The organism is Shimazuella kribbensis DSM 45090, assembly GCF_000428065.1.
Classification (GTDB): domain Bacteria; phylum Bacillota; class Bacilli; order Thermoactinomycetales; family Thermoactinomycetaceae; genus Shimazuella; species Shimazuella kribbensis.
Window position 1 is genome coordinate 1 of sequence record NZ_ATZF01000004.1, and the last position, 24649, is coordinate 24649.

General features: G+C 42.1%; 25 protein-coding genes and 1 riboswitch. Of the genes, 20 read left to right on the forward strand and 5 right to left on the reverse strand.

Features of this window, described 5'->3' with window-relative positions; genetic code table 11:
- The first annotated feature begins 24 nt into the window (after positions 1-24).
- The 16 genes from A3GQ_RS23670 (at position 25) to A3GQ_RS0107435 (ending at position 16063) form a co-directional block, all read left to right on the forward strand.
- Complete coding sequence (locus A3GQ_RS23670; protein WP_425423367.1) at positions 25-240, forward strand: zinc ribbon domain-containing protein; 216 nt, start codon at positions 25-27, stop codon at positions 238-240.
- Between the two features lie 374 nt (positions 241-614).
- On the forward strand, positions 615-1790 hold the full coding sequence (locus A3GQ_RS0107360; protein ID WP_028776509.1) for an acetyl-CoA C-acetyltransferase: 1176 nt from the start codon (positions 615-617) through the stop codon (positions 1788-1790).
- A gap of 21 nt (positions 1791-1811) precedes the next feature.
- A complete protein-coding gene (locus A3GQ_RS0107365) occupies positions 1812-2666 on the forward strand; it encodes a 3-hydroxybutyryl-CoA dehydrogenase (protein WP_028776510.1) in 855 nt (284 codons plus the stop codon).
- Entirely contained in the window at positions 2666-3823 is a 1158-nt protein-coding gene (locus A3GQ_RS0107370; protein WP_028776511.1) for an acyl-CoA dehydrogenase, read from the forward strand. Before A3GQ_RS0107365 ends, A3GQ_RS0107370 begins: the two co-directional genes overlap by 1 nt.
- On the forward strand, positions 3820-4959 hold the full coding sequence (locus A3GQ_RS0107375; protein ID WP_028776512.1) for an acyl-CoA dehydrogenase: 1140 nt from the start codon (positions 3820-3822) through the stop codon (positions 4957-4959). Before A3GQ_RS0107370 ends, A3GQ_RS0107375 begins: the two co-directional genes overlap by 4 nt.
- Before the next feature lie 15 nt (positions 4960-4974).
- Entirely contained in the window at positions 4975-5925 is a 951-nt protein-coding gene (meaB, locus tag A3GQ_RS0107380; RefSeq protein WP_028776513.1) for a methylmalonyl Co-A mutase-associated GTPase MeaB, read from the forward strand.
- A 27-nt stretch (positions 5926-5952) separates the two neighbouring features.
- Positions 5953-9126 carry a fused isobutyryl-CoA mutase/GTPase IcmF gene (icmF, locus tag A3GQ_RS0107385; RefSeq protein ID WP_028776514.1) on the forward strand — a complete coding sequence of 1058 codons (3174 nt, stop codon included), beginning with the start codon at positions 5953-5955 and terminating at the stop codon, positions 9124-9126.
- 388 nt (positions 9127-9514) lie between these two features.
- Positions 9515-9715, forward strand: coding sequence for a hypothetical protein (locus A3GQ_RS27660; RefSeq protein ID WP_028776516.1), 201 nt, complete (start codon positions 9515-9517; stop codon positions 9713-9715).
- Positions 9716-9897: 182 nt separating this feature from the next.
- Positions 9898-10218: a PadR family transcriptional regulator gene (locus A3GQ_RS0107400; RefSeq protein WP_028776517.1), complete on the forward strand. Its 321-nt coding sequence runs from the start codon at positions 9898-9900 to the stop codon at positions 10216-10218.
- Positions 10219-10230: 12 nt separating this feature from the next.
- Complete coding sequence (locus tag A3GQ_RS0107405; protein WP_028776518.1) at positions 10231-10563, forward strand: DUF1048 domain-containing protein; 333 nt, start codon at positions 10231-10233, stop codon at positions 10561-10563.
- Positions 10564-10605: 42 nt separating this feature from the next.
- The gene (locus A3GQ_RS0107410) at positions 10606-10959 is read left to right on the forward strand and encodes a DUF1048 domain-containing protein (protein ID WP_028776519.1); all 354 of its coding nucleotides are present in this window, start codon (positions 10606-10608) and stop codon (positions 10957-10959) included.
- A complete protein-coding gene (locus tag A3GQ_RS23675; RefSeq protein WP_051271349.1) occupies positions 10956-11228 on the forward strand; it encodes a DUF1048 domain-containing protein in 273 nt (90 codons plus the stop codon). The genes A3GQ_RS0107410 and A3GQ_RS23675 overlap by 4 nt, the downstream gene beginning before the upstream one ends.
- 216 nt (positions 11229-11444) lie before the next feature.
- The gene (locus A3GQ_RS0107420; protein ID WP_028776520.1) at positions 11445-12206 is read left to right on the forward strand and encodes an ABC transporter ATP-binding protein; all 762 of its coding nucleotides are present in this window, start codon (positions 11445-11447) and stop codon (positions 12204-12206) included.
- Complete coding sequence (locus A3GQ_RS0107425; protein WP_028776521.1) at positions 12207-12956, forward strand: ABC transporter permease; 750 nt, start codon at positions 12207-12209, stop codon at positions 12954-12956.
- 171 nt (positions 12957-13127) lie between these two features.
- Complete coding sequence (locus A3GQ_RS0107430) at positions 13128-13823, forward strand: ABC transporter ATP-binding protein (protein ID WP_028776522.1); 696 nt, start codon at positions 13128-13130, stop codon at positions 13821-13823.
- The gene (locus A3GQ_RS0107435) at positions 13823-16063 is read left to right on the forward strand and encodes an ABC transporter permease (protein WP_028776523.1); all 2241 of its coding nucleotides are present in this window, start codon (positions 13823-13825) and stop codon (positions 16061-16063) included. Before A3GQ_RS0107430 ends, A3GQ_RS0107435 begins: the two co-directional genes overlap by 1 nt.
- A gap of 455 nt (positions 16064-16518) precedes the next feature.
- Here the strand turns inward: A3GQ_RS0107435 and A3GQ_RS0107440 are convergent, their stop codons facing one another.
- Together A3GQ_RS0107440 and A3GQ_RS0107445 are read right to left on the reverse strand one after the other, a co-directional pair.
- Complete coding sequence (locus A3GQ_RS0107440) at positions 16519-17250, reverse strand: SPFH domain-containing protein (RefSeq protein WP_028776524.1); 732 nt, start codon at positions 17248-17250, stop codon at positions 16519-16521.
- A 157-nt stretch (positions 17251-17407) separates the two neighbouring features.
- Complete coding sequence (locus A3GQ_RS0107445; RefSeq protein ID WP_028776525.1) at positions 17408-17872, reverse strand: VOC family protein; 465 nt, start codon at positions 17870-17872, stop codon at positions 17408-17410.
- 144 nt (positions 17873-18016) lie between these two features.
- On the opposite strand from A3GQ_RS0107445, the gene A3GQ_RS0107450 reads away from it, so the two are divergent.
- The 4 genes from A3GQ_RS0107450 to A3GQ_RS0107465 all read left to right on the forward strand — a co-directional run bounded on the left by A3GQ_RS0107450 (position 18017) and on the right by A3GQ_RS0107465 (position 22332).
- Positions 18017-18454, forward strand: coding sequence for an Lrp/AsnC family transcriptional regulator (locus A3GQ_RS0107450; RefSeq protein ID WP_037464357.1), 438 nt, complete (start codon positions 18017-18019; stop codon positions 18452-18454).
- 187 nt (positions 18455-18641) lie between these two features.
- A complete protein-coding gene (gene rpoE, locus A3GQ_RS0107455) occupies positions 18642-19121 on the forward strand; it encodes a DNA-directed RNA polymerase subunit delta (RefSeq protein ID WP_028776527.1) in 480 nt (159 codons plus the stop codon).
- Positions 19122-19281: 160 nt separating this feature from the next.
- A complete protein-coding gene (locus A3GQ_RS0107460; protein WP_028776528.1) occupies positions 19282-20910 on the forward strand; it encodes a CTP synthase in 1629 nt (542 codons plus the stop codon).
- A 75-nt stretch (positions 20911-20985) separates the two neighbouring features.
- Positions 20986-22332 (forward strand): NAD(P)/FAD-dependent oxidoreductase, encoded by a 1347-nt coding sequence (locus A3GQ_RS0107465; protein ID WP_028776529.1) that lies wholly within the window; start codon positions 20986-20988, stop codon positions 22330-22332.
- Between the two features lie 101 nt (positions 22333-22433).
- Here the strand turns inward: A3GQ_RS0107465 and A3GQ_RS0107470 are convergent, their stop codons facing one another.
- From A3GQ_RS0107470 to A3GQ_RS0107480, 3 genes are all read right to left on the reverse strand, one after another.
- Positions 22434-22655: a hypothetical protein gene (locus A3GQ_RS0107470; RefSeq protein ID WP_028776530.1), complete on the reverse strand. Its 222-nt coding sequence runs from the start codon at positions 22653-22655 to the stop codon at positions 22434-22436.
- Between the two features lie 161 nt (positions 22656-22816).
- Positions 22817-23239, reverse strand: coding sequence for a hypothetical protein (locus A3GQ_RS0107475; RefSeq protein WP_028776531.1), 423 nt, complete (start codon positions 23237-23239; stop codon positions 22817-22819).
- A gap of 324 nt (positions 23240-23563) precedes the next feature.
- On the reverse strand, positions 23564-24142 hold the full coding sequence (locus tag A3GQ_RS0107480; protein WP_028776532.1) for an ECF transporter S component: 579 nt from the start codon (positions 24140-24142) through the stop codon (positions 23564-23566).
- Between the two features lie 170 nt (positions 24143-24312).
- Positions 24313-24460: riboswitch (FMN riboswitch) on the reverse strand.
- Between the last annotated feature and the right edge of the window lie 189 nt (positions 24461-24649).

Consider the following 24649-nt stretch of genomic DNA (forward strand, 5'->3'; position numbering starts at 1 on the left):
TCTTGGGCTTTTTTTGACTTAGAAATAAAACTTAATTACAAAGCGCAGCTAGCCGAGCTAGAGGTACAAAAAGTAAATCCCTACAAAACAAGCCAAGAATGTTCGAATTGTGGTCATACGGAAAAAAGGAACCGCAGGGGTTCCTTATATAAATGCNCTTGTGGNCANAAACAAAATGCGGATGTCAATGCCAGTTTTGTTATCTCCACAAGACCACCTATTCCTTTCACTGCGGCTTAACCCCGCTGCAAAAGATTCCATGTCTTTTGTAAGGCTCCTGACTGAGCTGTACACCTAGCCAATGATTCACTACCGGTTTTCGTTTTTGGAAACGGAGAACGGACTGTGAGGAGGTAACGGTAACCACCTTCGGCACTGACTGTTTCCTACACAGTGGAAATCCGTTGGAATCTCCTTCCTCAAAAATCCGTCAGGATTTTAGGTAGGGGAGGATGTCAAGCTTGGACTCACATAGTATATAGTATCTTTTGTCTCTTACTCTCCTACTCTTTGATCTAATTGTAAAAGTCATCTTTATAAGGTATTCTTAGTATTGTTAGCGTTTTCATTTTTACTTTAAAAGTAATCCTTTTCATTTATTGGGGGTGGGATGGATGAGTGAAGTGGTGATTGTAGATGGAGCAAGAACACCTGTTGGAAAACTGGGTGGAAGTTTACAGACTTTATCGGCCGTAGAACTCGGGGCGATTGCGATCAAAGAAGCATTGAAACGATCGAGTATAGATGCTGATGTGGTAGAAGAAGTGATCATGGGCATGGTCCTTCAGGGTGGCGCAGGACAGATACCATCGCGTCAAGCAGCCCATCTGGCAGGAGTGCCTTGGCATGTACCAACGGAAACGATCAATAAAGTGTGCGCCTCTGGTATACGCAGTGTCACTTTAGCCGATCAAATTATTCGTGCTGGCGGCAGTCAATTGATCATAGCAGGCGGAATGGAAAGCATGAGCCATGCTCCTTATGTGTTGCCGAAAGCTCGATTTGGACAACGAATGGGCCATGGAGAAGTACTCGATTTGATGATACATGATGGTTTGTGGTGTGCTTTTGAGGATGTCCATATGATTTTACATGGAAATACATCTGCAAAAGAACATCAAATAAGTAGGGAAGAACAAGATGCATGGGCATTTCGAAGCCATCAGTTAGCGACAAAAGCAATTGTCACTGGAGTTATGTCAGAAGAGATTGTTCCAGTAGGGCTGAAGAACAAGAAAGCAAATATCACCATTTCCAAAGATGAATCCGTTCGCTCGGATAGCAGCATAGATAAATTGGCACAACTAAAAGCTGCATTCACAACTGATGGTACGATCACAGCAGGAAATGCTCCAGGTGTGAATGATGGTGCAGCTGCCATGGTTATTAGCTCACGAAACAAGGCAGAACAACTCGAATTGAAACCGCTTGCATCTATTCTTGGTCATGCTTCGGTTGCGATGGAACCGTCCCATTTTCCCATCACTCCAGCCTATGCAATCCAAAAACTTTTGAGTCAACACTCTTTACAACTATCGGATATCGATTTATTTGAGATAAATGAAGCATTTGCTGCCGTTACATTAGCTACTGCAAAAATGCTTGGAATAAGTAAGTCTAGAATAAACGTAAATGGTGGTGCTGTGGCACTTGGTCATCCGATTGGAGCAAGTGGTGCTCGTATCTTGCTTACACTTGCTTATGAACTTCGGCGACGTGGTGGAGGACTTGGTATAGCGGCTATTTGCAGCGGTGCAGGACAAGGTGATGCTGTATTGATTGAAGTATAAGCAGATTAGGAGGAGAAGGAATTGGATCGTATTGCGGTAATTGGCGCAGGTCAGATGGGAAGCGGAATAGCAGAAGTATGTATTCGTGCGGGATTCTCTGTTATGCTGATCGATCAGACAGTGGATTTGGTTCATCGTGGGGTCGCAAAGATCGAACAAAACCTAGACAGACAAATTTCCAAAGGAAGATTAACGACAGAAGAAAAACAAACATGCCTAGACAAACTTTTGCCAACGACAAATTTAAATGAAGTACAAAATGCGGATTTAGTCATAGAAGCAATCGTCGAGCAAAAACAAGTGAAAGAGGAACTGTTTGCTCAATTGGATGTGATTGCTCCTCCTGCTACTATTTTCGCTAGCAATACCTCCTCTATATCAATTACGTCTCTAGCTGCGGTAACCAATCGTGCTGATCGCGTGATTGGTATGCATTTTATGAATCCAGTTCCTGTGATGAAACTGGTAGAAGTGATTCGTGGTTTGGCAACAAGCGAAGAGACTTATCAGCGTGTAATAGAAGTTTCCCAAAGATTAAGAAAAGAAATCGTCGAAGTCCATGATTTTCCTGGATTTGTTTCCAATCGCATTCTGATGCCAATGATTAATGAAGCAATCTATGCTGTTTATGAAGGTGTAGCATCACCCAAAGCGATTGATGAGGTGATGAAATTGGGAATGAACCATCCAATGGGGCCATTAGAATTGGCTGATTTCATTGGATTGGATACATGCCTTTCTATTATGGAAACGTTGCATGAAGGGTTTGCAGACAGCAAATATCGGCCATGTCCCCTGTTAAAAAAATATGTAGCAGCAGGATGGCTAGGAAAAAAGAGTGGTCGGGGATTTTATGAGTACAGGAGTGGGGTTTGATGGAGTTTACTTTTACTGCAGAACAAAAAATGATGCAAACATTGGTCAGACGATTTGCAGAGGAACATATCCCACCGCATATACCCAAAATGGAAGAAAACGAAGAATTTCCAGCTGCCGTAATTCGAAAAATGGGGGAAATGGGTTTTATGGGTATTCCGATTCCTGCTAACCTTGGAGGAGCGGGTGCTGATTTTATCACTTATATTATTGCACTGGAGGAAATATCGCGTGTCAGTGCAACGGTAGGAGTGATATTAGCAGTGCATACTTCTGTTGCTACGATGCCTATTATGAACTTTGGTACAGAGGAGCAAAAGCGAAAATACTTAGAAGATCTGTGCTGGGGTCGGAAAATTGGAGCTTTTGCTTTAACCGAATCCCATGCAGGGTCTGATGCGAGTAAGATTCAAACGCGGGCAGTTAGGGAAAAAGATAAATACATTCTAACAGGGAATAAAATATTTATTACAAATGCAGAAGTTGCAGACGTTTATATCGTTTTTGCTGTAACGGACCCATCCAAAGGGACAAAAGGAATCAGTGCCTTTATTGTCGACAAAGGAACCCCTGGTTTTACATTTGGTAAAAAAGAGAAAAAGATGGGCTTGAATGGTTCCAATACAGGAGAGCTAATCTTTGATCAAGCCGAAGTACCCATGAGTCAATTGTTAGGAGCAGAAGGACAAGGTTACGAAATCGCACTAGCGCATCTTGCTGGAGGAAGAATCGGAATAGGGGCACAAGCACTTGGTATCGCTCAAAGCGCACTTGATCATTGTTTGCAATATGTGAAACAACGGCAACAGTTTGGTAAATCAATCGCAAATTTTCAAGCGATCCAGTTTAAACTTGCAGATATGGCTACACTGGTTGAAGCTGCTAGATTGATGATTTATCGAGCTGCTTCTTATAAACAAGAAGGTAAAGCATGTAAGCAAGAAGCATCAATGGCAAAATTATTTGCATCCGATGTAGCGATGAAAGTGACCACCGAAGCAGTGCAGATTTTTGGCGGCAATGGCTACATTCGGGATTACCCAGTGGAACGATTGTTTCGCGATGCCAAAGTAACGCAAATTTACGAAGGTACAAATGAAATTCAACGGTTGGTCGTGGCAAACACGTTGACACAGGAGAGGGGCAGACTGAAATGAATTTTAAGTTGGATGAAGAGCATGAGATGATGCGAAAGATGGTTCGTCAGTTTGCGGAGGAAATGATAGCGCCTACAGCCAGTATTCGTGATGAAGAAGAGCGATTTGATCGAGGCTTATTTGATCAGATGGGTGAGTTAGGTTTGACGGGTATACCATGGACAGAAGAACTAGGGGGCGCAGGCAGTGATTTCCTCAGTTATGTGATAACTGTGGAAGAACTTTCTCGCGTTTGTGCATCCATGGGAGTTACCTTATCCGCTCATATCTCTTTGGCGAGTTGGCCACTTTTTGCTTATGGCTCTCCTGATCAAAAGGAACAGTATCTTCGTCCTTTGGCTGAAGGTAAAAAATTAGGTGCCTATGGGTTGACGGAACCCGGATCAGGCTCAGATGCAGCGAATATGAAAACAACCGCAACACTTGATGGGGATCACTATGTCCTAAATGGAAATAAAATCTTTATTACCAATGGTGGAGAAGCAGAAATTTATTTGGTTTTTGCTGTGACAGACTCTGCGAAAAAGCATCGCGGTATCAGTGCATTTATTATCGAAAAAGGCACACCCGGATTTTCGTTTGGCAAAAAGGAAAAAAAGCTAGGCATTCGTTCCTCCCCTACTTTGGAAATTATAATGGAAGATTGTCGTATTCCTGTTCAGCAACGACTGGGAGCTGAGGGAGAAGGATTCACCATTGCAATGCGTACCCTAGATGGTGGAAGAAATGGTATTGCAGCTCAAGCTGTAGGCATTGCTCAAGGTGCATTAGATGCGGCTTTAGCTTATGCGAAAGAGAGAAGGCAGTTTGGCAAGACATTGGCTGATCAACAAGCGATTCAGTTTAAATTGGCAGATATGGCAACACAAATCGAAGCAGCCCGATTGCTAACCTATCAAGCAGCGTGGTTAGAAAGCAAAGGGTTGGACTATGGAAAGGCATCTGCTATGGCAAAATTATTTGCAGGAGACACAGCGATGCAAGTCACGACAGAAGCAGTTCAAGTCTTTGGCGGATATGGGTATACTCGTGATTATCCAGTAGAACGTATGATGAGAGATGCTAAAATAACGCAAATCTACGAGGGAACCAATGAAATTCAACGATTAGTTATAGCGAAATATTTAACGAAATAGCTAGGAGGCTGGAAGTTGAAAGATTGGCTTACTAGTTTGCGTCAAAAAGATAAACGTACTATTGCGCAAACCATCACCAAATTAGAAAATCGAGATCCCGATGCCCTTGCAATATTACAACAGTTGCTTCCCTTTACTGGAGGAGCCCATGTCATCGGGATTACGGGTCCTCCTGGTGCAGGGAAGAGCACATTAATAGCCTCTCTTCTAGCTTTTTTAAGAAAACAAGACTTAACCATAGGAGTCATTGCCATTGATCCATCAAGTCCTTATTCGGGTGGAGCGATTTTAGGAGATCGTATTCGCATGAATCGATATGCAATGGATGATGGGATTTACTTGCGAAGTATGGCCAATCGAGGTAAAGTTGGCGGCATATCTAGGTTTACAAAAGACAGTGTACGTGTATTGGATGCAGCCGGTTTTGATGTGATCCTGATAGAGACAGTTGGTGTCGGTCAGTCTGAACTTTCGATTATGCATATGACAGACTCCATTTGTGTTGTTCTCCATCCGGGCGCTGGAGATATGATTCAAGTGACCAAGGCAGGCGTTATGGAGATTGCTGATATATATGTAGTGAACAAAGCAGATCTCATAGGTGCCTCACGCCTGATTGCCGAGATTGAGGATATGCTGGAGATAAGCGGGGGCAAAGCAGATTGGGCTCCTAAAGTCATTGCTACCAACGCTTCTGCGCACCAAGGTATAGAAGGTTTGTGGACTCTGCTACAAAAACATAAACAATATTTAAAACATACGGGAATAGGAGAAAAACAGCGTATAAAACAGCTCTATCACGAAGTGGAAGAAGAACTGTGGTTGATCTTAGAACAAAAATGCAAAGAAGTATGGCAACAGCAAGATTTTGAAAAACGTTTGACGATGTTAGAAAAGAAAACCGTTACCCCCCAAGAGATTGCAAAGGAAGTAGCAGATCGCTTATTTGGTATGGAAAGTGAATAAGAGTGCAGTGGAAGGATGGGACAGTGTATGGTTAAACGATATCCAAAGCATGCAATCCGTTTTATTACTGCTGCAAGTTTGTATGATGGTCATGATGCTTCTATTAATTTATTTCGTAGAATGCTCCAAGCATCTGGTGTAGAAGTTATTCATCTAGGACACAATCGCTCTGTCCATGAAATTGTTACTGCTGCTATTCAAGAAGACGTTCAAGGTATTGCTGTTTCTTCTTATCAAGGTGGACATATTTCGTTTTTTACTTATTTGATGGATTTGCTTCGAGAAAAGGGAGCAGAAGATATTCACGTATTTGGTGGAGGGGGAGGCGTCATCATTCCCTCGGAGATCGAGTTTCTTCATAACTATGGCGTTTCCAAAATTTTTTCGCCCCAAGATGGGCGTGAATTAGGTTTGCAAGGTATGATCAACTGGATGGTCGAAAAGACTGATCAATCCATTAATCGAGGGAAGAGTTGGAAGGAACAATCCATTTTGGATGATTACGCTATTTCCCAGGCAATAACCTATGTAGAACAGGGCGGGAAAATTCCAAAGGCAGGGAAACATTCCCTTGTTGTTGGGATTACGGGTACAGGTGGTGCAGGGAAAAGCTCGCTAACGGATGAGATCGTCCGTCGTTTTGTACAAGATTTCCCAAATAAAAGAATCGGCATACTTTCGATTGATCCATCCAAGCAAAAGACAGGTGGTGCTTTGCTCGGTGATCGTATCCGAATGAACGCTATTTATCATCCCCATATTTTTTTACGAAGTCTTGCCACTCGACAAGCACGTTCGGAGTTAAGTGATGCAGTTGAAGCTGCTATTGAAGTGCTCCAACATGCAGATTTTGATCTCATACTTGTAGAGACAAGCGGAATTGGTCAAGGAAATGCGGATATTGTATCTGTCAGTGATGTTTCCGTTTATGTCATGACATCGGAGTATGGCTCTCCTTCTCAATTGGAAAAAATTGAGATGTTGGATTATGCAGATATCATTGCGATTAACAAAGCAGACCACAAAGGTTCCGAAGATGCACTGCGAGATGTAAAAAAACAAGTGCAACGAAACCGTGAGCAATTTGATGTTGACGTGGAAAAAATGCCTGTTTTTCTTACGATGGCTAGTCATTTCCATGATCAAGGTGTAAACCAACTTTACCTTGAAATTATTCAACTGATGAATCAAAACCAGGCCAATAATTGGATGTCAACGAGTATTCAAATCGACGATAACTATCAAAAATCCTCTATTATTCCTCCTGAACGAGTACATTATCTGCGAGATATATCTTCCACGATCCGCAATTACGATAAAGAGGTAGAGGAACAAGCGGACATAGCTACGAAAATATACCAACTGGAAGGAGTCCAAGCACTGCTTCCGCATATCGACCAAGTGGAAGAGAAGAAAAAAGAATTATGGGAGCAACTGTATCCATCTAGTAAGCAATTACTTGCTCAGTGGCAAAAATTAATCAAGTTATATCAACAGGAAGAACTCATTTCGCAAGTGAGAAATCGAAAAATCACCGCGCCTTTGTTTACTGAAACACTTTCAGGTAGCAAAATTCCGAGAATATCCCTTCCGAAATATCGGGATTTGGGGGAACAGTTACGCTGGTTGTACAAAGAAAATCTTCCTGGTTATTTCCCGTTTACGGCTGGAGTTTTTCCACTCAAACGTCAGGATGAAGATCCAAAAAGACAGTTTGCAGGGGAAGGAACACCAGAAAGAACCAATCGGCGTTTTCATTATTTATCAAAAAATGATCAAGCAAAGCGCTTATCTACGGCGTTTGACAGCGTTACGCTTTATGGGGAAGACCCTGCCGAACGACCAGATGTGTATGGGAAAATAGGGGAGTCTGGGGTTAGTATTTGTACGATAGAAAATATGCGAACCTTATTTCAAGGATTTGACCTTTGTGCTCCCCATACAAGTGTCTCCCTGACGATCAATGGACCTGCCCCCATTATACTTGCGATGTATCTCAATGTGGCAATGGATCAACAACGCGAGGGATTTTTCCAAGAAAATGGACGCGCCCCGTCTTTGGAAGAAGATCAAAACATTATGGCATCTACTCTGCAAGCGGTACGTGGTACCGTCCAAGCTGATATTTTGAAGGAAGATCAAGGTCAAAATACCTGTATTTTTTCCACAGAGTTTGCGCTGAAAATGATGGGGGATATGCAAGACTATTTCATCCAACATCATATTCGTAACTATTATTCTGTTAGCATCAGTGGTTATCATATCGCAGAAGCAGGAGCAAACCCTATTACGCAACTCGCTTTTACGCTAGCTAATGCTTTTACTTATGTAGAATATTATTTGAGTAGAGGGATGAAAATCGATGAATTTGCTCCTAACCTTTCGTTTTTCTTTAGTAATGGTTTAGATGCAGAGTATGCGGTGATTGGGAGAGTCGCTCGTCGCATTTGGGCGATTGTGATGAAACGACTGTATAAAGCAAACGATCGCAGCCAAAAACTCAAATACCATATCCAAACCTCTGGTCGATCTTTACATGCCCAAGAAATTGACTTTAACGATATCCGCACGACCCTTCAAGCCTTGCTGGCGCTCTATGATCAGTGTAATTCTCTTCATACGAACGCATATGATGAGGCAATCACGACTCCGACAGAAGAGTCAGTAAGACGAGCAATGGCAATCCAGCTTATTATCACGAAAGAACTAGGCTTAGCCAAAAATGAAAATCCTTTACAAGGTTCCTTTATCATTGATGAGTTAACAGATCTTGTGGAAGAGGCAGTTTTACAAGAATTTGAACGTATCAGTGATCGAGGCGGTGTATTGGGAGCGATGGAAACCCAGTATCAAAGAAGTAAAATTCAAGAAGAATCCATGTTGTATGAGATGAAAAAACATACAGGAGAACTGCCGATCATCGGAGTAAATACATTTGAAAATCAAAACCCAGTAGAGAATGAGCAGTTGGAGTTAACGAGGGCGGCAGACGAAGAGAAAAGAACACAAATTGAACATGTCATCGCTTTTCAAAAAAACCATCAAAATGAATCTAGTTTGGCTTTGGAAAAGTTAAAGCAAGTTGCCCAGTCAAATGGGAATATTTTTGCCGAACTGATGGAGACAGTAAAAGTCGCAAGCCTTGGGCAGATCACTTCTGCTCTTTATGAAGTGGGGGGGCAGTATCGGAGAAATATGTAGCGATTTCGAAGTAGGAAAGAAAATTTCTATCATATTGTTTTTTTCTTTGAGATTACAATATATTGCTATGTCTTTCTTTATAATATAAAAAAATAAATGAAAAGCCTTCGTTTCGAAGGCTTTTCATACTTTCTATCTTTGATGAAGCAACATTACCATCAATGAATTCAACTTTCATTTGTATCTAGGATTTTCCTGTATGGATTCCCTTTTTTTGCAGGGGTTCTATCATATGTTTCTTTTTCTTTTGATGTTGATCAATAAACTTTACCACTTGCATCTTTGACGGTAACCCATTTTCCATTTTTATATTCTTGAAAATGAATCTTTTGATCAGGGCCGCCTTTACAGTATGTGTAGACAGACAGTGTTTATCAGAAGCTTTTAAATGCATTTGTTTTTAGTTCTTTTGTATATTGGTACTTACCAGCTCAAACGAGTGAAGAAAATCGAGATTAACGAAACCTTTCAATCCGTTTATAGGGACTGGAAGCAAAAGAGGATATCGGTTGTAGAAGCCATGAAAAAGATCGGAATGAAAAGTAACACTTTTTACAGAAGGGTAAAAGAATATGAATCGAATCTTTAACGAAAACAACCTTTTGTAGTCACTCCAATAACAAAGGTTGTTTTCGTTAGTGCAAAATATTTCAAGAAAAAAGTTGACACCCTCCGCTATTCGGTGTTACTATATACAAGTAATCAGTAATACAAAATACCTGTGATACAGAGTACTGAAAATAAAAGTCAAAAACAAAAGGCGGGAAATACATGGAAAACATCACGGAAATGTTGAAAGGGGTGCTTGAGGGTTGTGTACTTGAGATCATCAGCCGTGGAGAAACTTACGGATATGAAATCACGCAGCACCTGCGAAAACTTGGCTTCACCGATGTGGTGGAAGGAACCGTTTATACGATTACTATGCGACTTGAGAAACACAATCTGGTGGACATTGAGAAAAAGCCATCCACGATAGGCCCACCACGCAAATTTTATCGGCTCAATGAAGCTGGACGAGATAAATTGGAAAATTTCTGGGATAAATGGAATTTCATCTCAAACAAACTAAGCGAATTAAAAACAAAATAAAGGAGAATGAACATGAGTATTTTTGAAAAAATCTTTGGAGTTTTTAGTGAAAAGAAAGAATGGCGTGAAATGGAAAAACGCGCAAAAACCTTACCTGAAGACTACCACAACGCCTACAAAGCGATGCAAAAATATCTCTGGAACACTGGCGGCGTAATGGATTGGCAAGAAACGAAATTCGTCTTTAATCACATCATCGACCTTCTTGAAGAAGCCGCAGCCAATGGCAAGCAAGTTAAAGAAGTTACTGGAAATGACGTAGCAGCCTTCTGCGATGATCTTGTCATTGATGCAAAATCGTGGGTTGATAAGCAACGTCAAAAACTCAACGATTCGATTAAATAAAAGAACTTTGCTGAACAGCTTAGTATCTTAAAGGAGACTACAATGAACTTCTTAGAAAAAATAACCGGCAGCGATATGGCTAAGGAAATGAAAGATTTTGAAGCACGAGCAAAAGTCTTGCCAGCTGAATATCAAACTGTTTGGAAAGAAATTAATAGTAATCTCTGGATTCAAGGAGATTTCACAGGTCGTAATCTGATGCCGATTCTTGACAGTGCTCTTGAACTGCTTGAAGTTACATCAGCAGACGGTCAGAGTGTCGAAGAAGTATTAGGAGATGATATCAAAGGCTTCTGTGCAGCGCTTGTTGGTGACGAAGGTGCAAAAACTTATCAAGATAAATGGCGTGACCAACTGAATAAGAACATAGCAAGAAAATTAGGAGGACTGAAATGAGTATCAAAGAAATTATTGAAGGAAAAAAAGAATGGAGAGCCCATGTTTCGCGTGTCAAAGCGCTTCCACAAGATTACCAAATTGTCTATAAAGAAATCCAAAAATATCTCTTCAAAGTCGCTCCTTTTGAGCAAAACGAAGGTATTGGACTGCTCTCGGAAATTCTCAGCTTCTTTGAAGATGGCGCAGCTGCTGGAAAAGGTGTGCTTGAAGTCACAGGGACAGATGTTGCTGCTTTCTGCGACGATCTAGTGAAGGATGAGAAATGAAGATTTGAATCAGAGTATCACGAAGCGATTGGAAAAAAAGTAAATACAATAACTAATTCCGACTGAATAGCCTGGCTACAAATGTGGATGTGCCACCTTCACTATTCAGTTATAATTTTAACCTAGTAGTAAGTAATACTGATTATCAGCCAGACTGAATAGGGATGTATAGGTAATCTAGCGCCTTGTTGCGCCTTTAATAAGGAGGAAATAAGTATGAGCAATGCAGCAATTTCTGTAAAAGGGTTAAAAAAATCCTTTAAGGACAAGGAGGTTTTAAAGGGAGTGGATTTTGAGGTACGGCGTGGCGAAATTTTCGCACTGCTGGGCTCAAATGGAGCAGGCAAGACGACTACGGTCAATATCCTCTCGACACTAATGAAGCCTGATGGTGGCGAAGCAGGTATTTGCGGCTTTGACGTCCAGCGTCAACCGGATGATATTCGTCAGAGCATCAGCTTGACTGGGCAGTTCGCAGCTTTAGATGGCATGCTCACTGGACGAGAAAACCTCATGATGATCGCCAAGTTACGGGGAGTTTCCAACCCCGCACAAGTCGCCGACAATCTGCTTGCAAGATTCAGTTTGACGGATGCGGCCAACCGGAGGGCGGACAATTATTCCGGCGGGATGAAGCGCCGGCTTGACATCGCCATGAGTCTGATCGGGACGCCAGAAGTCATTTTTCTCGACGAACCGACCACAGGGCTTGACCCTGAAGCTCGGATTGAAGTCTGGAATACTGTCAAGGAGCTTGCTGGCGGCGGCACGACCATCTTGCTGACGACCCAGTACCTGGAAGAAGCCGAACAACTGGCGGACCGTATCGCCATCCTGCATGGCGGAAAAATCATAGCGATCGGTACCCTTACCGAACTCAAAGAGATGTTCCCACCAGCGAAAGTGGAGTACATCGAGAAGCAGCCGACATTGGAAGAGATTTTTCTCGCGATCATCAGCAAAAAGGAGGAGATGTAAATGAAAAGCAAAACAGGGGTTTTACTAGGGCGTTTAATGCGCAACATCATGCGAAGCCCGGATACGATTATCACGGTGGCAATTACGCCGATTATGATGATGCTGCTGTTTGTCTATGTATTTGGAGGAGCCATAAAGACAGGTACAGACAACTACGTCAATTATTTATTGCCAGGAATCTTATTGATGGCTATCGCGTCCGGTGTCGCGTACACTTCCTTGCGGCTGTTTAACGATGTAAAGAGTGGTCTAATGGCGCGTTTCATTACCATGCCCATCAAACGCTCGTCGATTTTGTGGGCTCACGTGTTAACCTCACTTGTTTCCAATGCACTTACTGTCGTGGTGGTTATTCTCATCGCTCTCTTAATGGGCTTCCGCTCCAACGCTGATATCCTAGATTGGCTCGCGGTAGCTGGGATTCTCGGGCTGTTTACACTGGCACTGACATGGCTGGCGGTTATTCCTGGATTGACAGCGAAGTCTATGGAAGGAGCTACAGCCTACTCGTACCCGCTGATTTTCTTGCCGTTTATCAGCTCTGCCTTTGTTCCCACCGGAACCATGCCTAAAATTGTCCGTGTGTTTGCTGAGAATCAGCCAGTGACTTCAATCGTGAATACGATTCGTGCCCTTTTGTATGGAGGACCTGTTGGCAACGGCATCTGGATCGCGCTTGTCTGGTGCGTCAGCATCATGGTCATTGCTTATTTCTTCGCCAGTAAACAATTTAAGCGCCATTTAGGATAAGGATTTCATTAAAGGATAACATTCAACTGCTGCGATGAACGCATTTGCTATCACATAGGAGGTTTTTACATGCAGGGCAACCATTGACGAAATCATGGAAGCCCTCAAAAAAATGAAGTGCTATTTTTCATTATGTTTGAAGTAAATAAAAAAGCAAAATGGGGTGTTAGGATGTTTTTATCAGTATCAAACCTTACGAAAAGCTATAACATGGGGATTATTACTCATGTACTCAAGGGTGTGGATCTGGAGATGGAAAGAGGACAAATCGGAGTAATATTAGGCCCCTCCGGTTCGGGTAAATCTACGCTGATGAACATTATAGGAGGAGTGGATTGGACGGATAGTGGTACGATCGAAGTGGACGGTGAGCGTATTACGGATTTAAATGACAACCAACTGGTTGAATACCGTCGGGAGAGCGTGGGCTTTGTCTTCCAGTTCTACAACCTTGTGCCGAATCTCACAGTAGCCGAAAACATCGAGGTTGTGTCGAACATCAGTAAAAACCCGTTTCAAACAGATGAGGTGCTGTCTGCTGTCGGACTTTCCGATAAAAAGAACCGTTTCCCCCGGGAACTCTCCGGCGGCGAGCAGCAGCGCGTGTCGATCGCACGAGCCATCGTCAAAAATCCAAAGCTTCTGCTCTGCGATGAACCCACTGGAGCGCTGGACCTCGAGACCTCGAGGAGCGTGTTGTCATTGCTCCAAAAAGTAAACGTGCAGTTTGGCACAACCATCCTGATGATTACCCACAACAGCGCTATCGCCGGTATGGCGCACGCCGTGTTCCGGCTGAGAAGCGGCGAGGTTGCGGAAGTTGGGCACAATTCCGAGCTTATCCCGGCGGAAAGGATTGAATGGTAATGGCACTGCGAAAACGCGTATGGCGTATCATAAAGGAAAACAAAGGTCGGTATATTGGTATCTTTATCTTGATATTTTTGGGGAGCTTTTATTTTATCGGAGCTTCGGGAGTGGGCAGCAGCCTAGGAAATCTGGTCACCGACTTTACCGAAAAAAACAAGCAGGAAGACATTACGTTTAAGTCAAACAAACCACTGGAAAATATTTCGGAGCTGGAAAGAGAATCTGATGCGCTGATCGACGTTTACCGGCTATACGACGTAAAAGTGTCTAACGGGGAATTGCGTCTTCTCAGCCCTAGCATGAAAGTCAATATCTCGTCGGTAACATCAGGACGCGGTCTTAAAAATCCGGGGGACATTTTGCTCGATCCGAAATTTTTCCAGATGCATAAGTTGAAGATAGGCGATCAAATGAAGCTGAACGGAAAAATATTCAATATAGTTGGCACGGTAGCCATACCCAATTACATTTATATACTAAAGAACGTTTATGACACATATCCTCCCAACGGTTTTGGCATCGGTCTTATTTCCGATACGGATTTTAAGGCGTTCCCGGAGGCGACCACAGTATACTCGGCATACATGAAAGATAGGGAGAATGTAAAAGCAAAGGCCGCCAATCTGTATGGGCTCTTAACCAAAAAAGGATATTCTCTTTCCGAATGGTTGAACGCTGATACTAACGCACGCATCGCTATGGTGCGAGGGAGCATTGAAGGTGCAAATACCTTGGGCGCTCCCGTGGCAGTGTCTGTTTTCCTGCTGTGCTGTCTTATTCTCGGTGTGATGATCCTGCGTATGGTCAAATCAGATGGCGTAGTCATTGGTACGCTATACGCACAGGGATATCGTCGGGGTGAACTGACCCGGCACTATATAGCAATCCCGGTTCTGCTGTCCGCTGCAGGCGGTCTTGCAGGTACACTGCTTGCTCTGCCGATTGTAGGACCCGTCATCGATCTTCTGACGTCTTCTTACAATGTGCCCGTAACAGGCTTATCATTCCCTCCATTGAGCGTGGCATTGGGAGTGCTGATGCCTATGGCTCTGCTGAGTCTCTCAAGCTATTTCGTTCTAAGCAGAGTGCTAAGGAAATCTGCGGCAGAGTTAATGAAAGGCGATGAGCAAAAAACGAAGGTAAGTCTCCTTGAACGTGGACTTCGATTGGAGCGGTTCAAATTTGCTGCTAAATTCAAACTGCGCGAGCAGATACGCAGCATACCGCGTTTGTTGTTTTTGCTGCTGGGCGTTAGCGCTGCATCGATGCTGCTGCTGTTTGGCTTCACTGTTAACAACTCGTTTAATGTTTTGATGGACAGCGCGGGGACTGACAGGTATTTTCCCTTGGAGTATGCTTTCAAAGAAATACAGCATGGAGCTGTTCCGAAAGGCAGTGAGCAGTTCAATGCAATTCGCAGTTATCCCAAAGGAAACGAAAGGGCGGAGTTTTACGTTGTAGGCTTGGAATCAGACTCCATCGGAATTACGATGCATGACTCGAACGGTAACAATTTACCAAAGAATCAGGTAAATATCACGTATCTCCTAGCAAACAGGCTGGGGCTAAAGGTGGGTGATAGGCTTAACATCGTTAGCAAAGTGGATGGAAAATCATTCAGTCTGAAGATAGGCGGGATCGCCGATACCTACTCTGGTCAATATATCTATATGCCCCTCGATGAGCTCAACCGCATAAGTGGTAATAAGCCGGGAAGCTATATCGGGGTGCTAAGCAAAAACAAGCTTGATATTGATAGAAATCTGCTTGCTGGGGTAAAAGACATGAGTAAACTCGATGAAATGGCTGATACATCTACATCCATGACAATGACGGGATCGGTAGTGCTTATCACCATCGTCTCAAGTCTTACTGGGGCAATCATTATCTTTCTTGTAACGTCGATGATGATTGAGGAAAGCCGCAGTACGATATCTCTCATGAAGGTATTTGGCTATCGCGGAAAAGAGGTTGCGAAGTTGATTCTCAATAGTTCCACGCCAGTAGTGTTTATTGGTTTTTGGCTTGGACTGCCCTTGATGCTTGCTGTAGGGAACACTCTGTACGGTTATCTTGGGGAACAGATCAACATGGTGATGCCCATGATTGTGAACCCATGGTATGTTCTGATAAGTTTTGTAATGATTTTCGCTGTGTACGAAGTGACTAAGTGGCTGTGCGGGAGGAAGCTCGCGAAAATATCCATGAGCGAGGTGTTGAAAGCGGGCACGGAGTGAGTTGTTTGGCCACAACCCAATACATCCCAGCAAATCTAAAAAAGCGTTTCCGTTTAGTTAGTCCTGGTATATACCGGGGTTCAACTCGTCGGTATCTTCGACGCCAAAGGAAGAGGGGTCTCCGTTCATTCTCTCTACCCCTAATGTACTTTTTCGGGGGCTGGGCAAAAATAACCAAATTAGGAAAACCCAATTTTCACCTATTCATTTATCAAATTTTTGGAACTTTTGGATGATAGGAAGAAAAGTGCGATTTTTTAGTAAGTAAGCAAGACCTTCCAACAGAAATATACGGTAGAAATGATAGAGAAGTGTAAGTACAGTAGCTGACATATGACCATAACAAGCATAAGAGGAGGAGATCGGAGAAACGTGTGGAGATCATACAAAGCGACGACCTGACCTCTATCCTTGAGAACAGAGATCAGGTCATTTTTGGCAAATGAGTGAATGTTCTACTCCTTGCCCAGTTCGCCTTCTGCCAGTCCCTTGGAAGAGCTGGGAGCTTGTTCAGTTCCTGCTACATATCCCAAGGAGGGAAGGCCGAGAAGAGCGGGTCCAAGCGTTCCGATGTGCTTAGCCAGGTCGAGATCCGGAACTTCGTCCTTGAGCGCTTGTGCACGTCGCTTCGCCAGAAGGACCACTTGCGTAGCTCGATCAGGTGTGAGTGTCGTGAGGTGGAAGTGAGTGATCTCTACTCCCCAGTCACCCAAGTGATCTTTGACAGAAGCAGCCAATTTGTCCGACAGTTCCTTCGATTTCCTGATTTCATTGGTGCTGAGCTCGGAAAGCACTTCGTTCATTCCAGCCCTACAACGCTCCTTGATCAACTCACGAAGATCATCCTTCTGGATCTTCACCTGAGCCTTGTACACATCCGTGATTTGGAAGAACACGGCAGCACTTACGCGAAACAGGGTGAAGTCCTTCAGAAAGACTTCCGGCAGATCACAAGGGACCATTTGCTCACTGGTAGGAAGCTTTTTCAAGCTCTCTACAAACGGCCAGTTGAAGTAGAGGCCAGGTTCGTATATCTTGGGCTGTTTTCCATCCTTGCCCAAGACGGCGCGTCCCCTTCGCATCTTGATCGCTGCTTGTCCTTCTTTCACGATCGTGATGATTTTGAAGGCTCCGAAGATGACTGCCAGCATAGGTGCTAGGGCAGGTGCGAATTTGATCAGCGACATGGCTCCGTCCCATCTCGTAGAAGGCGAATCGTTTTCCTTGTTATAAATCTATCATAAAATATTGAAATGATATATTAATCTTATAAATTGGATATAGATTTTAATGCCCAATAAAAGAAAGCAGCCTCTCTTACATCATGGCTGCTTTCTTTTCTGGTTATTTTGATTCTGTTTTTGCTGATAAATCAAAGTTTACTTTCTCTATTAATTCCACCACTTCTCCATTGGGGCTGTAGATCAAGGCGTTCCTCACTTTTAAAGGTGGATCACCAAGTACTAATGTACTAGGTTCGATATAAGGTTGTGCTCCATTATCTAGTGCATTTTGGTACGTTTTATCTACGTCTTCTACATAAAAAGCAAAATGTAACAAAGCCCCATGAGCAATTTGCTCAGGTGATGCTGCTTTTTTTCCTTGTGCAGCGATAACTGCTTCGTTATCAAAAATCTCCAAACAAGTTCTTCCATCAGGGGAGACAAGCATGGATGCTTCCTTGATTTTAAATTCAGGGAAGCTCCAAGTATGGCCTGCTTTGAATTCAAATACCTGTTTGTAAAAATCGATGGTTTGGTTGTAATTTATCGCTTGAATCGCAATGTGTGCTAATCCCTTTATACTCATGAATATCCCCTTTCTTTATGTTTTTTTATTATAAAAATTTTTCGCATCGTAGAGAAATAACAAAAGAAAGGAGATCATGGTAAAATAGTTGGGGTTTAGATGGATATTATGTGTTATTTCCTTTCAAAAAAAGGAGTGTGGGAAGTGGGTAGGAATCATATAGACGAAATAGATCGTCAAATTATACGATTGTTGCAAGAGAATGCGCGAACATCTATTGCAACAATCGGTAAACGAATCACGATGTCTGCTCCTTCTGTGAAAGAGAGAATCGTCAAATTAGAGGAAAAGGGAATAATAAAAGGGTATCATGTATCTCTAAATATGGATGAATTAGATCGAGGAATGACTACTTTTCTTCTGTTCAAAACAGAACATTGTCGCGAATTTGAAGCAATATGCAAACGTTCAAAGTGGGTGACGGATCTCCATCGCATTAGTGGAGAATATAACTTTTTGCTCACCATCCAAACAAATTCAATGGTTGAGTTGAATTTGCTTCAAGAATCCCTTATGAAATTTGGAGTTTCTAAGTCGTTCATCAGTACAGAAAAACTTTTCTCTAATTGTATTGATGTATGAATAGGATATATCCATACTTCCAAGCTTTTGTTTCAAAGTGGAGAGTAGGTATATATTTTGATAGAGGTGACTTCGTTTTTATTTGCTCTGTTTGAATTCAAGAGATTTTCCTGACATCTAGTTTGACTTGGTTCCTAATTTGGATACAATAGGTGGTACAAGCTTTATTTAGAGGGGATGACGGAGAATGGCAAATGCGCAAGTGACAGAAGAAATTCGTGAAACGGCTATGGTCGACTTAGCATATGAATATTTAAAATCAAATGGTGAACCACAGCTCTATCGTGTCATTATGGATGTTATATCGAAAAAAAAGGGCTTTACAAAACAAGAAACTGAACAATATATTGCTCAACTCTATACTGCGATCAATATTGATGGGAGATTTGTTTGTGTAGGAAGAAGCCTATGGGGATTAAAGCACTGGTATCCGATCGAACAATCTACTGATTCTGCTATTGTTGCAAACGTGAAAGATGATTATGACCATGACTTAGATGATGAAGATCTATTTGGCTCTGATGATGATGACTTCACAGATGAAATCGACGATTTAGAGAGCAGCAATGATTTTGATGATGATGATCAAGAAGAAGAGGAAGATGTCAACGGGTTTGAGAACGATGAAGAGGACGAAGAGGAAGAAGAAGAGGACGAAGATTATTAAGCCATGAAGAAATGCTTTATTGACAAAGCATAGTTCCTTCTATAAAATACTTGTTGGGCTCCACAAGAGCGATAAACTGTGGAAATACGAAACGCCTCTCATATTGAGGGCGTTTTTTCTATTTTATTGGGAATCATAGCTAAATGGGAGGATATAAAACATGACCAAGTATATTTTTGTAACTGGTGGAGTAGCTTCTTCCTTAGGAAAAGGTATCACTGCTTCTTCTTTAGGTCGACTGCTCAAAAATCGCGGTTTGAAAGTGACGATTCAAAAGTTTGATCCATACTTAAATGTCGATCCAGGAACCATGAGTCCTTATCAGCATGGGGAAGTTTTTGTTACAGATGATGGAGCAGAAACAGATTTAGATTTAGGCCATTATGAACGTTTTATTGATATTAATCTAAGTAAAAATAGCAATGTAACGACTGGGAAAATATATTCCAGTGTCATTAATAAAGAGCGCCGTGGAGATTATTTGGGAGCTACGGTACAAGTGATTCCTCATATCACCAATGCCATTAAGGAACGTGCTTTTCGTGCTGCCAAAGAATCTGGTGCAGATGTATTGATCACTGAGATTGGCGGTACGGTTGGAGATATCGAGAGTTTGCCATTCCTCGAGGCAATACGCCAAATTAAAAGTGACGTTGGTCGTGAACATGTTATGTATATTCACTGTACATTGGTACCGATGCTGCGCGCGAGCGGTGAACTGAAGACCAAACCTACCCAACACAGTGTAAAAGAACTACGCAGCATTGGTATTCAGCCAAATGTGATTGTTTGTCGTTCCGAGCATTCGCTTTCGGAAGAGATGAAGAGAAAAATAGCATTGTTCTGTGATATTGATAGAGAAGCTGTGGTAGAAGCTTTAGATGCAGATACATTATATGAAGTACCTCTCATGCTTCAAGAAGAAAAATTAGATGAAATTGTTATTCGCCATTTGGGATTAGAAGCAGGTCCTGCGGATATGACGGAATGGGAAGCACTCGTTCAGAAAGTGAAAAATTTAAAGCATGAGACAAGTATTGCGATTGTTGGTAAATATGTTTCTTTGCCTGATGCTTATTTAAGTGTTGCTGAAGCTTTGCGACATGCTGGTTTTGAAAGCAACAGCGATATAGCTATCAAGTGGGTTGATTCAGAAGAAGTGACAGAGGAAAATGTAGCAAAGCTGCTAGGAGATGTAGATGGAATCCTCATTCCAGGTGGATTTGGTGATCGTGGAATCGATGGGAAAATCACTGCAACTCGATTTGCAAGAGAACAACAAATTCCTTACCTTGGTATCTGTTTAGGAATGCAGTTAATGTGTGTGGAAGGTGCAAGAAATGTTCTGAATTTAACTGGTGCACATAGTTCGGAGATTGACTCAGATACTGCCTATCCAATCATAGACCTTCTGCCTGAGCAAAAAGATATTGAAGATTTAGGTGGGACCATGCGTCTTGGTTTATATCCTTGCAAATTATTACCAGAAACGTTAGCAGCATCCGCCTATAGTGATGATTTGATCTATGAACGCCATCGTCATCGCTATGAATTTAACAATCAATATCGGGAACAAATGGAACAAGCAGGCTATGTTTTCTCTGGTACTTCTCCGGATGGCCGTCTAGTTGAAATCGTAGAATACAAAAATCATCCTTGGTTTGTGGCTTCACAGTTCCATCCAGAATTCACATCCCGTCCAAATCGTCCACAGCCCTTGTTCCGTGATTTTGTAGCTGCGGCTTTGAAATGCAAGCTTGGTGAAAAGGAAATGATTCAAAGCAAGTAAGGATAAAAGGAGCCATCTGTCTAGGTGATAGATGGTTTTTTCTATGTAAGCAGAAGAGAAGGGAGGGTGTGTTTGTTGTACGATATAACGATTGTTGGTGCAGGAATAGCAGGCGTTTTTTTAGCATATGAACTGGCGGATAGTGGTCAAAAGATTTTGTTGTTGGATAGGGGGAAGCGTTTAGAAGATAGACATCCCTGTCCATTGGATCAAGCCAATACATGTGAATGTAATGCATGTGACACCTATTTTGGTTTTGGTGGACTAGGAAAATCAGAAGGTAAGTTTAATTATTCCAATGGTTTTGGAGGGGAGTTAGAGCAAAAAGTCGGAGCACATACATTTAAAAATTTGATGCGCAGAGTAGATGATGTTCTATGCCGCTTTGGAGCTGATACGATACCTGTGTATTCCACTTTCCAGCCAAATCTTTCTAAACGTGCAGAAGAAGCTGGATTAAATATGATTCATACCGACGTGAGGCATTTGGGCACGGTTAAATCGATTCAAGTTCTTCAAGAACTTTATTTGTACCTGTTGGATAAAATCGATATGAAATTTGAATGCGAAATAGCAAGTATGGATTGCCAATATGATTACTTCTCCATTCGGACGAAACAAGAAGTAATATCTTCCAAACAAGTTGTACTAGCAACTGGACGCTCTGGATCAGACTGGTTAACTAAAATATGGGATTCTTTTGGAATCTCTCCATCAAAGACCCGGCTTGATCTTGGTATAAGAGTAGAGATGAAAGCAGAACAATTTCGATCTGTTTTGCAACGTGCATTTGAAACCAAACTCTCCTTTCATCATGGAGAGAAAGTAACAACTACGTACTGTATGAATCCAAGAGGAAGGATAGTGAGGAAATACCAAGATGGATTAGTGATGCCAGACGGGCAAAACTATCGAGAAAAAGGATCAATTGGTACAGCTAACTTGAACTTTACTTTGTTTACTCCGACCTATTTTTCTACACAACAAGCTGCTGATCAGTATGCACATGCGATAATTGAAAAGATCAATCGAGATAAGGCTCGTATCGTGGTACAGCGTTGGGAAGATTTATGTAATGGCATGCCGACTTGTATGGAGATGTTAGTTAGGAATGAAGTGAAACCGACATTAGAAGCAGATTGTGGCGACCTACTGGAAGAGGTACCTGGTTTATATATTGCTATGCTCCAAACATTTTTTACAAGATTAGAGCACTTTATCCAAGAACCTATTCATCCTGATACTCTGCTTTATGGGATGGATGCAAAATTTTATGCTCCAGTCATCCCGACCGATCCATATATGCAAACGGAAGTGAACGGATTGTTTGTCGTCGGAGATTGTTCCGGTATCTCCCATTCTTTATCACAGGCAGCAGCTTGTGGTTTGTATGTTGGAGAGTTTTTAAAGCAGCAGTACTAATTCTCTTATGTTGGTCGTTTTCTCAGTACTTAAAACTGGAATCATTCATGAAATAATAGAAAAACAGGATGCTCTGCTGATAAACGAACATCCTGTTAATTTTAATAGTTATATACAGTTGCTGCTGCGTTACATTTTTTACTGTTGTCATCCCAACCGTAGTTATCCGCACAATACAATCGCAACTGGTATTTTCCATAAAGTCCAGTTATGATGTGAGTTTTCTGACCAGCACTGGTCTGTCCGCTCTCTCTCAAAACTCTTTTCTTCGTCTTTACGTCTACGACATAGTATCGAATATCAAATTTGTTGTTGTTCTTCACTACTACTCGAATTTTGATAAATATGCTTCCTTTATGAAAGAAAAAACAGAACCAGATCTGGTTCTGTTTTTATATATGTTTGAATTGGGATATTGGTGGCTCTGATCTTAGATGGTGTCGACATGTGAGGTCGACTTACCTTCTAAAATCAGAGATCCACCTCAGACCGTCTCGAAGGAGGTCTCCAGCGGGGGCCAAGCCTCCTTGAGGAACTTCTGCGCTTCACCCGCGGCCTGCCGGATCAGTTGCATCCACTGAACGGCTTCCTCTCGAGTGGTGACCGGGCTCACGATCGGTTTGATCAGCTTCACTTCCTCTTCGTTGAAGGAGAAGTAGTGCTGCACGTCGTGCTGCTTCACGATGTCCCCGAGGTGCTGCTCGAGGGCGTCCATGACCTTCTTGAACGCTTCCTTCATCTGCAAGTGCATCGCGACGTCGTCGTCCGAGACGTAGGGACCCGTGACCTTGGGCAGGTCACCGATGAACCCGACTTTGATCTCGAGCTGACTCTCATTGGTCTTCCACATCTGCCCGGGGTACACAAGGACCTCGAGGGACGGAGGGGTGTACAGGCTACGCTTCATGACAGGCTCCCTGCGTATGTCGAGGTGGATGGTACTGCTTGAAATTAGTATATCATCGGTTCCCCTTCGAAAGAACATTTATATATTTTAAATTTCGAATAGACTCTTTTAGTTTAAAGTTCGTCTCTTTGCTTGTTGAATACATAATGTATTCATTATTAATAGGAGTTAGAAATGCAACTCAGGTATCGTTTTTATTTTTAAGTATTTAAAAAAATTTTAAACACGATACTTGCTACATAAAAAAACGTAAATCGCGACCGACCCTCAAATACCATAGAGGTATCTAAGAGTTGGTCCATTCGAGACGACCTCTATTTTTTGTTATCTTTTCACTTGTAATGTCAAGATTGGAAATAGTTTTTGGTAAAGAGGAATAAATAAAACACCAATCAAGATGCCCTTCAAAAGATTAAATGGTGCAACTCCGTAGAAGATCAGTGCATCTTTTGCTTCTCCTGTAACCGTCCAATTGATCAAATAGCTGTACAAAGGGAAAATTACAAAGTAGTTGGCTACCGTCAGTAAGGTGGTCATGAAAATGGTAGCAATTGCTGTACCAATAACCATCCCTTTGACACCTTTTATTTTGTTGCTAATCCATACTGAAGTGATGACAAAAAGACTGCCAGCGACAAAGTTAGCCATTTGTCCTAGTGGAATAGCTCCTGTTTCACTACCAGATAACAAGAAGTGTAGAACATTTTTGAGAAATTCAATCAGGACTCCAGACAAAGGCCCAAATAGAAATGCGCCAATTAAAGCTGGAATTTCACTAAAATCAATTTTCAAAAAGGATGGAAACATGGGTAACGGGAAATTTAAATACTGCATTAACAAAGCAATTCCAGTTAGAACAGATAATAGGACCAGCTTGCGAGTTTGTGAGGATGATTTACTCACATGAAACATCTCCTTTTTTCTTAACTATCAGCTGGTTTTCGGGGACATAAAAAACCCCCAAAAACATAAATTTTCGGGGGTTTGATTTCATAACGAAATAGGCTTTTTTCATATTAGAAATAAGCACACGGAAACAGAAACAAGAGAAATGGCTTTTCTTGTTTTGTCTCTTTATCCTTCTCCCATCCAGACTATACTGTCGGCTTCGGAATCGCACCGAATCCACCGCTTTGGCATGTGCCAACTCGGGTCACGGACTGAGGTTTGTTAAAAACCATCACCGCCGGTCGGGATTTTCACCCTGCCCCGAAGGATACCATATGAAGTTTGTACTTTTTTATTATATATCTAAAGATAATTTTGTCAAATAGGTGAATCCTATCACTTTCGCAAGTGTTTTGCATTTTAGTTCTCCATCATGCTAACAGTAATATAAATATTTAGATATACAAAGTTTTTTATTTCTAATTAATCATACATAGCAATACAGATGGAGAGGTTGATAAG

Coding starts and splice junctions, on each gene's coding strand:
- rpoE (WP_028776527.1), top strand. CDS start 18,642: ATGGCAAATGCGCAAGTGACAGAAGAAATTCGTGAAACGGCTATGGTC.
- A3GQ_RS0107430 (WP_028776522.1), top strand. CDS start 13,128: ATGTTTTTATCAGTATCAAACCTTACGAAAAGCTATAACATGGGGATT.
- A3GQ_RS0107425 (WP_028776521.1), top strand. CDS start 12,207: ATGAAAAGCAAAACAGGGGTTTTACTAGGGCGTTTAATGCGCAACATC.
- A3GQ_RS0107445 (WP_028776525.1), bottom strand. CDS start 17,872: ATGAGTATAAAGGGATTAGCACACATTGCGATTCAAGCGATAAATTAC.
- A3GQ_RS0107410 (WP_028776519.1), top strand. CDS start 10,606: ATGAACTTCTTAGAAAAAATAACCGGCAGCGATATGGCTAAGGAAATG.
- A3GQ_RS27660 (WP_028776516.1), top strand. CDS start 9,515: ATGCATTTGTTTTTAGTTCTTTTGTATATTGGTACTTACCAGCTCAAA.
- A3GQ_RS0107405 (WP_028776518.1), top strand. CDS start 10,231: ATGAGTATTTTTGAAAAAATCTTTGGAGTTTTTAGTGAAAAGAAAGAA.
- A3GQ_RS0107370 (WP_028776511.1), top strand. CDS start 2,666: ATGGAGTTTACTTTTACTGCAGAACAAAAAATGATGCAAACATTGGTC.
- A3GQ_RS0107375 (WP_028776512.1), top strand. CDS start 3,820: ATGAATTTTAAGTTGGATGAAGAGCATGAGATGATGCGAAAGATGGTT.
- A3GQ_RS0107435 (WP_028776523.1), top strand. CDS start 13,823: ATGGCACTGCGAAAACGCGTATGGCGTATCATAAAGGAAAACAAAGGT.
- A3GQ_RS0107420 (WP_028776520.1), top strand. CDS start 11,445: ATGAGCAATGCAGCAATTTCTGTAAAAGGGTTAAAAAAATCCTTTAAG.
- A3GQ_RS23675 (WP_051271349.1), top strand. CDS start 10,956: ATGAGTATCAAAGAAATTATTGAAGGAAAAAAAGAATGGAGAGCCCAT.
- A3GQ_RS0107460 (WP_028776528.1), top strand. CDS start 19,282: ATGACCAAGTATATTTTTGTAACTGGTGGAGTAGCTTCTTCCTTAGGA.
- A3GQ_RS0107440 (WP_028776524.1), bottom strand. CDS start 17,250: ATGTCGCTGATCAAATTCGCACCTGCCCTAGCACCTATGCTGGCAGTC.
- A3GQ_RS0107360 (WP_028776509.1), top strand. CDS start 615: ATGAGTGAAGTGGTGATTGTAGATGGAGCAAGAACACCTGTTGGAAAA.
- icmF (WP_028776514.1), top strand. CDS start 5,953: ATGGTTAAACGATATCCAAAGCATGCAATCCGTTTTATTACTGCTGCA.
- A3GQ_RS0107475 (WP_028776531.1), bottom strand. CDS start 23,239: ATGAAGCGTAGCCTGTACACCCCTCCGTCCCTCGAGGTCCTTGTGTAC.
- A3GQ_RS0107400 (WP_028776517.1), top strand. CDS start 9,898: ATGGAAAACATCACGGAAATGTTGAAAGGGGTGCTTGAGGGTTGTGTA.